General features: G+C 68.6%; 12 protein-coding genes. 7 read left to right on the top strand and 5 right to left on the bottom strand.

Annotated features, from left to right (window positions below; genetic code table 11):
* Positions 1-65: 65 nt before the first annotated feature.
* Positions 66-701, bottom strand: coding sequence for a glutathione S-transferase family protein (locus AX690_RS19680; protein WP_066682914.1), 636 nt, complete (start codon positions 699-701; stop codon positions 66-68).
* Positions 702-857: 156 nt separating this feature from the next.
* On the opposite strand from AX690_RS19680, the gene AX690_RS19675 reads away from it, so the two are divergent.
* From AX690_RS19675 to AX690_RS19670, 3 genes are all read left to right on the top strand, one after another.
* The gene (locus AX690_RS19675) at positions 858-1,442 is read left to right on the top strand and encodes a glutathione S-transferase family protein (RefSeq protein ID WP_066682915.1); all 585 of its coding nucleotides are present in this window, start codon (positions 858-860) and stop codon (positions 1,440-1,442) included.
* An 82-nt stretch (positions 1,443-1,524) separates the two neighbouring features.
* Positions 1,525-1,701, top strand: coding sequence for a DUF4169 family protein (locus AX690_RS22465; RefSeq protein ID WP_082769762.1), 177 nt, complete (start codon positions 1,525-1,527; stop codon positions 1,699-1,701).
* Between the two features lie 4 nt (positions 1,702-1,705).
* Positions 1,706-1,924, top strand: coding sequence for a ribbon-helix-helix domain-containing protein (locus AX690_RS19670; RefSeq protein ID WP_066682916.1), 219 nt, complete (start codon positions 1,706-1,708; stop codon positions 1,922-1,924).
* Here AX690_RS19670 and AX690_RS19665 read toward each other — a convergent pair.
* Together AX690_RS19665 and AX690_RS19660 are read right to left on the bottom strand one after the other, a co-directional pair.
* Positions 1,921-2,103 (bottom strand): hypothetical protein, encoded by a 183-nt coding sequence (locus AX690_RS19665; protein ID WP_066682917.1) that lies wholly within the window; start codon positions 2,101-2,103, stop codon positions 1,921-1,923. The genes AX690_RS19670 and AX690_RS19665 overlap by 4 nt on opposite strands.
* Positions 2,104-2,183: 80 nt before the next feature.
* On the bottom strand, positions 2,184-2,384 hold the full coding sequence (locus tag AX690_RS19660) for a hypothetical protein (RefSeq protein ID WP_066682918.1): 201 nt from the start codon (positions 2,382-2,384) through the stop codon (positions 2,184-2,186).
* 122 nt (positions 2,385-2,506) lie between these two features.
* Here AX690_RS19660 and AX690_RS19655 point away from each other — a divergent pair, with 122 nt between their 5' ends.
* Complete coding sequence (locus AX690_RS19655) at positions 2,507-4,921, top strand: ATP-dependent helicase (protein WP_066682919.1); 2,415 nt, start codon at positions 2,507-2,509, stop codon at positions 4,919-4,921.
* Positions 4,922-4,927: 6 nt separating this feature from the next.
* Here AX690_RS19655 and arr read toward each other — a convergent pair whose 3' ends face one another.
* The gene (gene arr / locus AX690_RS19650) at positions 4,928-5,332 is read right to left on the bottom strand and encodes an NAD(+)--rifampin ADP-ribosyltransferase (RefSeq protein WP_066682920.1); all 405 of its coding nucleotides are present in this window, start codon (positions 5,330-5,332) and stop codon (positions 4,928-4,930) included.
* A 158-nt stretch (positions 5,333-5,490) separates the two neighbouring features.
* Here arr and AX690_RS19645 point away from each other — a divergent pair, with 158 nt between their 5' ends.
* Together AX690_RS19645 and AX690_RS19640 are read left to right on the top strand one after the other, a co-directional pair.
* A complete protein-coding gene (locus AX690_RS19645) occupies positions 5,491-5,964 on the top strand; it encodes a hypothetical protein (RefSeq protein ID WP_066682921.1) in 474 nt (157 codons plus the stop codon).
* Positions 5,965-6,009: 45 nt separating this feature from the next.
* A complete protein-coding gene (locus AX690_RS19640; RefSeq protein WP_066682922.1) occupies positions 6,010-6,876 on the top strand; it encodes a 50S ribosomal protein L11 methyltransferase in 867 nt (288 codons plus the stop codon).
* A 9-nt stretch (positions 6,877-6,885) separates the two neighbouring features.
* On the opposite strand, the gene AX690_RS19635 is transcribed toward AX690_RS19640, so the two are convergent.
* Positions 6,886-7,422 (bottom strand): carbonic anhydrase, encoded by a 537-nt coding sequence (locus tag AX690_RS19635; protein ID WP_066682923.1) that lies wholly within the window; start codon positions 7,420-7,422, stop codon positions 6,886-6,888.
* Positions 7,423-7,570: 148 nt separating this feature from the next.
* On the opposite strand from AX690_RS19635, the gene AX690_RS19630 reads away from it, so the two are divergent.
* Positions 7,571-9,382 (top strand): aminopeptidase P family protein, encoded by a 1,812-nt coding sequence (locus AX690_RS19630; RefSeq protein ID WP_066682924.1) that lies wholly within the window; start codon positions 7,571-7,573, stop codon positions 9,380-9,382.
* Positions 9,383-9,454: the final 72 nt, after the last annotated feature.

Below are 9,454 nucleotides of genomic sequence, written 5' to 3'. Positions count from 1 at the left end.
AGCACTTGCCCCCTCAGTCGCTCCGCGACAGCTCCCCCGCATCGCGGGGGAGCATGTTGTAACCCCTACCCGTCAATCCAATCGGTCAGCCCCTCGCGGGCATGGACCTCGCGCAGCGCCGGACGCTGGCGGATGCGGTCGAGGTAGCGCTTGAGGTTCGGCCACTCGGTCGCGGGCCTGGGCATGTTGCGGCTCCAGCGGCACAGGATCGTCGCCAGCAGGTCCACCGTCGTGAAGCCGTCGCCAACGATGTGGTCCCGATCCGCCAGATGGGCGTCGAGGCGCGCCAGCCCGGCTTCGATCCGCGCCCTGGCGGCGGCCTTCACCACCTCCTGCGCCTCGCCGCCGGCCGGCTCGTGCGGATAGAACCAGGCGCGAAAATGCGGCTGGAAGCTGTTGGCCAGCCAGAAGCTCCAGCTCAGGTACTCGGCGCGTTCGGGCGAACCCGCCGCCGGCGCGAACCCAGCCTGCGGATGGCGTTCGGCCAGCAAGGTCGCGAGCGCGGCCATCTGGGTCACCGGCTTCCCGTCCACAACCAGCGTCGGCACCACGCCATCCGGGTTGAGCGCCAGATATTCCGGCGTCTTGTGCTCGCCCTTCTCGAAGTCCAGCAGCTTGACCTCGAACGGAACGCCGAGCTCCAGCAGCATCCAGTGGATGGCCGTGCCGGCCGTGCTGGGCGAACCATAGAGCGTGTACATCTTCGAGCCTCCGCGCTGTCGCGGCGGATAGGCGGATGGTTCTGTCCAGCCGTCAATATGGAGAGGTCTGCTGCCAAATACGGGATCGAGGAAGACGACCCTAGCGTTCAGGGCCCACGCGGGCTCTGATCAACAAAACAGACGGATGAAGCCGCCATGCTGACCCTTTTCCACGCGCCGCGCTCGCGCTCGACCCGCTTCATCTGGCTGCTGGAGGAGCTCGGCGCGCCCTACGAGATCCGCAAGGTCGACATCTTCCGCAGCATCAGCAACACCGGCGCGCGCGACCCGGCCAACCCCCATCCTCACGGCCAGGTGCCCGCCCTGCTGGACGACGGCGTGCTGATCACGGAATCGGCGGCGATCGCGCTCTATCTGACCGACAAGTTCCCGGAAGCCGGCTTGGGTCCGGTCGTCGGCGATCCGCTGCGCGGCCCCTATCTTTCGTGGCTGGCCTACTACGCCGGCGTGCTGGAGCCGTGCGTGACCAATCTCTGGAAACAGCGGCAGGACGACCAGGACAAGGCCCAGTACCAGGCCATGGACGATCGGCTGCGCTCCACGCTGGAAGGCTCGCCCTGGCTGCTGGGCGACGCCTTCTCCGCCGCCGACATCATGTTCGTCAGCCTGCTGCAGTTCGCCCGCCAGATGCTGCCGCCGCACAAGGCCTATGACGACTGGCTGGCGCGGGCCAACGCCCGGCCCGCCCTCGCCCGCGCCCTGGCCAAGGACGACGCCTGAGGCTTGAGGTCCGGGGGTTGCGTCGTCGGCCCGTTCGGTGGATGACCTTCCAGGAACGAGAAGCTCCGAGGCAACCGCCGCCATGGCCGACGTCGTCAATCTGAACCAAGCCCGCAAGGCCAAGGCCAAGGCCGACGACAAGGCGCGCGCCGCTGAAAACCGGGCGCGGTTCGGCCGCACCAAGGCCGAAAAGTCCCTCGAGGCCGCTCGCGCCGAAAAGCTGCGCCGCGAGTTGGACGGCGCCAGGCGCGAGGATTGAGGCTTTGGCTGGCTTGAAGAAGCGGTCGGTGAACCTGGCCGGCCACGCCACCTCGCTGGCCTTGGAGCCCGAGTTCTGGGCGGCGCTGGAACGCGCGGCCGCCAAGGAGAGTGGGAGTCTGGCCGCGCTGATCCAGCGCATCGACAACGCGCGCGGGGATCGCGCCCTGGCCTCGGCCTGCCGCGTGTTCGCCCTGGAGCAAGCCGCGAACAGCGCTGGCTAGACGCCCTTCTCCACCGTCGGTCGCCGTTGCGTCGGCACGGTCGGCGGCTTCGGCATCGGCGTCTTGCGCAGGACCTCGGGAAGCTTTGGCAGCGACTGACGCCAGGAAGCGCCCTCGCCCGCCATCACGCCCAGCCGCCAAACGCCCCAGACCGCGCCGATCAGAAGCGCGAGAACCAACACGACCGCCCAAAACCCGCCGCTGTCGCGCCGGGCTTCAGGCCGCCGATCATGACGCGCTGTGGCGGTCACGGGAGACCTCACCCGCCCGGCGCCTTGGGCGCGGGCGCCTCGGGCAGCTTCGGCGCCGAGGCCGAGATGTTTACGTCCACCTGCTTCTTGGGCGACATGCCGCCCGACCACATGAAGAAGGCGAGCACGGCGACGATCACCACCAGGCCGCCCACGATGAAGGCCAGGGCGCTATTGCCGCCCCTGCTGCCGCTGGTCTCTTCCGCCATCCCAGATCTCCCTGCCCGCGGGCGTGATTTCCATTGTCGGATCAACGACACGACGCATCGGGAGTTCCCCACCGGGCGGGTTAGGGCTTAAGCGGCGCGTTCCGTGTGCTACATATGTTCCCATGCATTCCGACGCCGACTCGCCAGAATTCCAGGACGAATTCCCGGGCGACCTCCCCGCTCCGCGTATTTCCGATCTCGCCCGGGCCAGGCCCCCGGCGGGAGCCGCGCCCGGCTATCTGGACGGTCTGAACCCCGAACAGCGGGAGGCCGTCGAGACCACCGAAGGTCCCCTGCTGGTCCTGGCCGGCGCCGGCACCGGCAAGACCCGCGTGCTGACGACGCGTCTGGCCCATATCCTGGCGACCGGCCGCGCCCGCCCCTGGGAGCTGCTGGCCGTCACCTTCACCAACAAGGCCGCGCGCGAGATGCGCGAGCGGATCACCCACATCATCGGTCCCGAGGCCGAGGGCCTGCGGTGGCTGGGCACCTTCCACTCGGTGGCCGCCCAGATCCTGCGCCGCCACGCCGAGCTGATCGGCCTGAAGTCGAACTACACGATCATCGACACCGACGATCAGGAACGGCTTCTGAAGCAGCTGATCGAGGCCGAGAACATCGACGCCAAGCGGTGGACGCCTCGCATCCTGTCGCAGATCATCGACGGCTGGAAAAACCGCGGCTGGACGCCCGATCGCGTGCCGACCAGCGAGGCCGGCGAGTTCGCCAACGGCAAGGGCATCACCCTCTATCGCCAGTACCAGGAGCGCCTGCGCATCCTGAACGCCTGTGACTTCGGCGATCTCCTGCTGCACAATATCAGCCTGTTCACCGGCCATCCCGACGTGCTGGACGAGTTCCAGCGCCGCTTCAAATACGTGATGGTCGACGAGTATCAGGACACCAACGTCGCCCAGTATCTGTGGCTGCGCCTCTTGGCCCAGGGCCGCCAGAACGTCTGCTGCGTCGGCGATGACGATCAGTCGATCTATGGCTGGCGCGGGGCCGAGGTCGACAACATCCTGCGCTTCGAGCGCGACTTCCCCGGCGCCAAGGTCGTGCGCCTGGAGTGCAACTACCGCTCGACCGAACATATCCTGGCCGCCGCCTCGGGCCTGATCACCGCCAACAAGGGGCGCCTCGGCAAGACCCTGTGGACCCCGGCCAAGGGCGGCGAGAAGGTCAAGGTCAGCGGCGTCTGGGACGGCGAGGCCGAAAGCCGCCTGATCGCCGACGAGATCGAGCGCGCCAAGAAGGCCGGCCGCAAGTACAGCCAGATGGCCATCCTGGTCCGCGCCAGCTTCCAGATGCGCGCTTTTGAAGAGCGCTTCGTGATGCTGCAGATCCCCTACAAGGTGGTCGGCGGCCCGCGCTTCTTCGAACGGGCCGAGATCCGCGACGCCCACGCCTATCTGCGGCTGATCCAGTCGCCGGATGACGATCTGGCCTTCGAGCGGATCGTCAACACGCCCAAGCGCGGCATCGGCGACACCTCGGTGCAGAAGCTGCTGCAGATCGCCCGCCTGGAAGGGATTTCGACGGTCGAGGCCGCCCGCGTGATCATCGGCGGCGACGACCTGCCTGCCCGCACCCGCACCGCGCTGAGCAACTTCATCCGCGACCTGGATCGCTGGCGCTCGATGGTCGGAACCCTGCACCATCAGCGCCTGCTGGAGACGGTGCTGGAGGAGAGCGGCTATACCGACGCCCTGCGCCTGGACAAGGGCCCGACCAGCCAGACGCGGCTGGAGAACCTGAAGGAACTGGTCCAGTCGATGGGCGCGTTCGATACGCTCGAAGCCTATCTGGAGCACGTGTCGCTGGTCATGGACCTCGACCGCGAGGCCACCGGCGACGCCGTCTGGATCATGACCCTGCACTCGGCCAAGGGCCTGGAGTTCCCGCTGGTCTTCCTGCCCGGCTGGGAGGAAGGCGTCTTTCCCAGCCAGCGCAGCATGGACGACAAGGGCGAGAAGGGCCTCGAGGAAGAGCGCCGCCTGGCCTATGTCGGCATCACCCGCGCCCGCGAGGAGGCCCGGATCAGCTTCGTGGCCAACCGCCAGGTCTACGGCCGCTGGACCAGCCAGCTGCCCAGCCGCTTCGTCGACGAGCTGCCGATCGCCCACGTCGATGCGGCGTCGGAGACCGGCTATTACGGCGGCGGCCCGGGCATGCAGTCGACGGCCGCCTCGCGTTGGGACGATCCGGGCACAAGCGCCTTCCAGGCTGGCAGCTACGACAGCCCCGGCTGGAAGCGGGCCCAGGAGCGCACCTCGGGCTTCGCCGAACGCGGCGGATCCTGGCGCGGAGGCGGCGTCCGCGCCGGCTCGTCCGCCCGCTCGGCGCCGATCGAAGGCGAAGGCCGGCTGGTCGCCGTCTCGGCCCCGACCAACAGCGCCTATGCGCGTGGCGACCGGGTGTTCCACGTCAAGTTCGGCTACGGCAAGGTCACCGGCATCGAGGGCAACAAGCTGACCGTGGCCTTCGACAAGGCCGGCGAGAAGAAGGTCATCGACAGCTTCGTCGAGAAGGCGTGAAGCCTCTCAGTCCTCGATCGCCCCGACGCCCAGGCGGTCGAGTTCAGCCAGACCAGCCCTCATCGCCTGGAGTTGCTCTGGGGAATGCCGCCGCCAGTGCACGACCTCGCCGATGATCCGCAAGGGATCGCGAGTGCGGTACGAGCGGGTGGGATTGCCTGGAAATTTCTGATCGGTCAGGTTGGGATCGTCTTCCAGCGGCCCCGTGGGTTCGACGACATAAATACGGCCGGGGCCGTCCCCGACAGCCAGCTCCGCGCCCCATACGGCCGCGTCCAAGGTTGCGGTCAGGTAGACGTAGGCCGCCGACCTTCTCTGGCCATAGTTGGACGCATAGCCGATCCCGAGCAAATCGCCCTCCTTCAGGTCCGCCTTGGCGCCATGAAAGAATGACTGCGCGAATGGTGTCATCGATGGACCCTTTCGAAAGCGGGAAACCCGCGAAGGGCGCTTAAAACGGCGCATAATTCGCCGCCCGCCAATTCTTGAACTGAGTTTTTTCAGCCCCAAATCCCTTTCAGGCGTTCCGCGGCGAGCGAACCAAAGCGGTTGTCGCGCGCTCTAGCGACATGGAACGCCTGGACCTGATCCTCGACCGCCTGAAGGGTTTCGCCCTCACACGCCCCGTGGCCTACGGCGCGCCCTCTTTCGCGGTCGCCGGCCTGTTGGCGGGCGTCTTCATGCAGATGGGTCCGCAGGACGGCCCCTACGTGCCCGAGATGGAGCGCGTCGAGCGTCCGCTCATGGCCGAGGCCGAGCCGATCGCCTGGCCGACCGGCAAGGTCCCGGACTACGTGATCGGCACGGACGCCCTGAAGCCGGCGCGCGACCAACAGCCGGCGATCCAGTACGCGGACTACGAGCCGCCGCCCGCGCCGGAGCTTCCGCCCTATGTTCCAGCTCAGCACGGTCCGGCCACACCGCCGCCGTCCTCCGACGAAACGCGCTGGGCCTCCGCGCAAGGAGACATCCTCAACGTGTCCTTGCCCGAGGACCCGCCCCGCGCGCCGACGCCGACCGTCTTCGCCGGGATCAATCCCTAGCGCTGAAGGCTCGCTTTTCGGCGGCTTTGCCGCTAACGGAGCGGCATGACCGACTATACGCCCCAGCAGATCGTCGCCCGCGGCGCGCGCGCCGACGCCGAGACCGCCGCCGACGCCATCGACAACCATCCCGGCCTGGAAGGCGCGACCTACTCGATCCTCGAAGAGGATGAGGACAAGAACGTCTGGCGCATCGACGCCTTCCCCACCACCCAGGAGGAAGACGACGGCCTGATGGCCCTGCTGGCCGACTACGATCTGAAGGTCACCCGCGACACCCTGGCCGACGCCGACTGGCTGGCCATGGCGCTGTCGGGCCTGCCGCCGGTGCGCGCCGGCCGCTTCTTCGTCTACGGCATGCACGATCGCGGCCGCCTGCCGGCCAGCACGGTCAATCTGCGCATCGAGGCCGGCGCGGCGTTCGGCACCGGCCACCACGGCACCACCGTCGGCTGCCTGCAGGCCTATGACCGCCTGATCAAGGCGCGGAAGTTCAACAAGGTGCTGGACGTCGGCGCCGGCACGGGCCTCTTGGCCATCGCCGCCGCCCGCACCGGCACGAAGCTGGCCGTCGGCACCGACATCGACAAGCCCAGCGTCCGGATCGCCAAGGAAAACGCGCAGGTCAATAAGGCCAATGCGCGCTTCGTCCACGCCTCGGGCCTGGGCCACCGCCTGGTCGCGGAGAACGCGCCCTATGACCTCGTCTTCGCCAACATCCTGGCCCGGCCGCTGATCAGCCTGGCCCAGGACATCAAGCGCGCCCTGGTCCCCGGCGGCACGGTCATTCTGTCTGGCCTGCTGCGCACCCAGGAGCGAATGGTCAAGGCCGCCTACCTGTCGCGCGGCTTCAAGGTGAAGAGCCGCATCCACCGCGACGCCTGGGCGACGCTGGTGCTGCAGCGGCCCTAAGCCGACGGGTCAGGCGATGTCCTGGACCTTGCCGTCCAGCGACATCAGGCCCAGCTCGACCTCGAGGTGCTCGTGGCGGCGCTTGATCTCGGCGCGCAGGGCCTGGAGCTCCTTGGCGTGGGCCGCCAGCTCCTTGTCGGGCGTATCGACGGCCTCGGCGCCCAGGATCACCTTGTAGGCGCCGCAGTCGCGGTGATCGATCACCATGACCTTGTGGATCGAATGCAGCGTGATCGCCACGTCCAGATGGCTCCAGAAGGTCTGGCCCCAGCTGGGATACTTGTCGGTCAGGGCGCCGAGCGAAGCGCCGGCCAGCACGACGTGATCGTACTTATCCCGAAGACCGCGGCCGTCCATGTAGGCGACCGTCTCTTCGGTCAGGCGGTAATCCATGCAGGTCAGCAGCAGCATGTCGGTATGGCCGCGCGCCCGGGCCACGCCCGGCGCCAGGGTCGACAGCAGGCTGACGCCGCCGCCGAGCGCGATCAGGCCGAACGCCTGTCGGCGCGACAGGCCGGCGATCTTGTGAGAACAACAGTCCTGCATGGTGGGCGCTCCGCGCGTGAGTGGAGCGGCACAGTTTCATTCCCCTTCAAGCATGACCATGTGACGTCAAGACGCACAGGGCCGTCTCGACCACGTCCTGAACGGACGTCCCCTTGGCGTTTGAGCAGGCAGACTCTAAATCCTCCCCATGCGCCAGACCTTCGACGAATCCACCGATCCCTCCTTCGGCCCCAAGCACGTCCCGCTGATCCGCCAGGCCATGGCGGCGCAGGGGCTGGACGGCTTCCTGGTGCCGCACGAGGACGAGCACCAGAACGAATATCTGCCCGCCGCCAATGACCGGCTGGCCTGGGCCAGCGGCTTCACCGGCTCGGCCGGGGCCGGCGTGATCCTCAAGGACCGCGCCGCCGTGTTCGTCGACGGCCGCTACACCCTGCAGGTCCGCGAGCAGGTCGATCAGGACGTGTTCGAGATCCGCGACCTCGTCGAGGGCGGCGTCCCCGCCTATCTGGAAACTGTCTCGAACGGCGCGGTGATCGGCTACGACGCCCGTCTGCATAGCCCCGCCGCGCTGGAGAGCCTGAAGGCCGCCGCCACCCGCGCCGGCGCGACCCTGAAGCCCGTCGCCGCCAACCCGGTCGATCAGGCCTGGGGCGAGGCGCGTCCCGCCCAGCCGATGGCCCCGATCGTCCCCCAGCCGATCGAGTACGCCGGCGAGGAGTCCAACGCCAAGCGCGCCCGGGTCGGCGCGTCGGTGGCCGCGCTCGGCGGCGAAGCGGCGGTGATCACGGCGCCGGCGTCGATCGCCTGGCTGTTCAATGTGCGGGGCGGCGACGTCATCCGCTCGCCCCTGCCTCTGTCGCAAGCCATCCTGAACGCCGACGGGACGGCGCGACTGTTCATCGAACCGGCCAAGGTGACTCCGGACCTCCCGGCCTGGCTGGGCAACCAGGTCTCGCTGGAAACGCCGGACAAGCTGGCCGAGGCGCTGGGCGATCTGTCCGGCAAGACCGTCGTCGTCGATCCGGCCCAATCCTCGGCCTGGTACTTCGACACCCTGGCCGCCGCCGGCGCCAAGATCGTGCGCGCCATGGACCCCTGCACCCTGCCCCGCGCCTGCAAGAACGCGGTCGAGCTGGACGGCGCGCGCGAGGCGCACCGGCGCGACGGCGCGGCCCTGACGCGTTTCCTGCACTGGCTGGCCACCGAGGGCCAGGTCAATCCGCCCGACGAGAAGGAAGCCGTCGCCAAGCTCGAGGCCTTCCGCGAGGCCACGGGCGTGCTGAAGGACCTCAGCTTCGACACCATCGGCGCGGCCAACGGCCACGGCGCCCTGCCCCACTACCGTCCGACCGAGCGCAGCAACGAGCGGGCCAAGATGGGTTCGCTGCTGCTGGTCGACAGCGGCGGCCAGTACCTGGACGGCACCACCGACGTGACGCGCACGGTGGCGATCGGCGAGCCGACCGCCGAGATGGTCCAGCGCAACACGCTAGTGCTGAAGGGCCACCTGGCCATCGCTCGCCTGCGCTTCCCGGCCGGCACCACCGGCTCGGCCATCGACGCCTTCGCCCGGGCGGCGCTGTGGGCGCACGGCCTGGACTACGACCACGGCACCGGTCACGGCGTCGGCGTCTATCTGGGGGTCCACGAGGGTCCGCAGCGCATCTCGAAGGCGCCCAACACCATCGCCCTGCAGCCCGGCATGATCGTCTCGAACGAGCCCGGCTACTACAAGGACGGCGAATACGGCATCCGCATCGAGAACCTCGAGGTCGTCATGCCGGCCGAGGACGTGCCGGGCGGCGAGCGCCCCATGCGCCGCTTCGAGGCTCTGACGCTCGCGCCCATCGACCGGCGCCTGATCAACAAATCGCTGCTGACGCCTGAGGAGATCGCCCAGTTCGACGCCTATCACGCCCGCGTGCTGCGCGAGATCGGGCCTCGGGTGGAGCCGGAGGTTCGGGCCTGGATGGAAACGGCCTGCGCGCCGCTTTGATGAAAAGTTCCTCCCCCGCGCCGCGGGGGAGGTGGCCCAGAGGGCCGGAGGGGGCCAGCTCGGCCAAGCCAG

The organism is Caulobacter sp. CCH9-E1 (genome assembly GCF_001556515.1).
GTDB lineage: Bacteria > Pseudomonadota > Alphaproteobacteria > Caulobacterales > Caulobacteraceae > Caulobacter.
Note: the sequence above shows the minus strand (reverse complement) of the source record. Positions and strands in the feature narration are given on the sequence as shown.

Coding starts and splice junctions, on each gene's coding strand:
- AX690_RS19680 (WP_066682914.1), bottom strand. CDS start 701: ATGTACACGCTCTATGGTTCGCCCAGCACGGCCGGCACGGCCATCCAC.
- AX690_RS19675 (WP_066682915.1), top strand. CDS start 858: ATGCTGACCCTTTTCCACGCGCCGCGCTCGCGCTCGACCCGCTTCATC.
- AX690_RS22465 (WP_082769762.1), top strand. CDS start 1,525: ATGGCCGACGTCGTCAATCTGAACCAAGCCCGCAAGGCCAAGGCCAAG.
- AX690_RS19660 (WP_066682918.1), bottom strand. CDS start 2,384: ATGGCGGAAGAGACCAGCGGCAGCAGGGGCGGCAATAGCGCCCTGGCC.
- AX690_RS19655 (WP_066682919.1), top strand. CDS start 2,507: ATGCATTCCGACGCCGACTCGCCAGAATTCCAGGACGAATTCCCGGGC.
- arr (WP_066682920.1), bottom strand. CDS start 5,332: ATGACACCATTCGCGCAGTCATTCTTTCATGGCGCCAAGGCGGACCTG.
- AX690_RS19645 (WP_066682921.1), top strand. CDS start 5,491: ATGGAACGCCTGGACCTGATCCTCGACCGCCTGAAGGGTTTCGCCCTC.
- AX690_RS19640 (WP_066682922.1), top strand. CDS start 6,010: ATGACCGACTATACGCCCCAGCAGATCGTCGCCCGCGGCGCGCGCGCC.
- AX690_RS19635 (WP_066682923.1), bottom strand. CDS start 7,422: ATGCAGGACTGTTGTTCTCACAAGATCGCCGGCCTGTCGCGCCGACAG.
- AX690_RS19630 (WP_066682924.1), top strand. CDS start 7,571: ATGCGCCAGACCTTCGACGAATCCACCGATCCCTCCTTCGGCCCCAAG.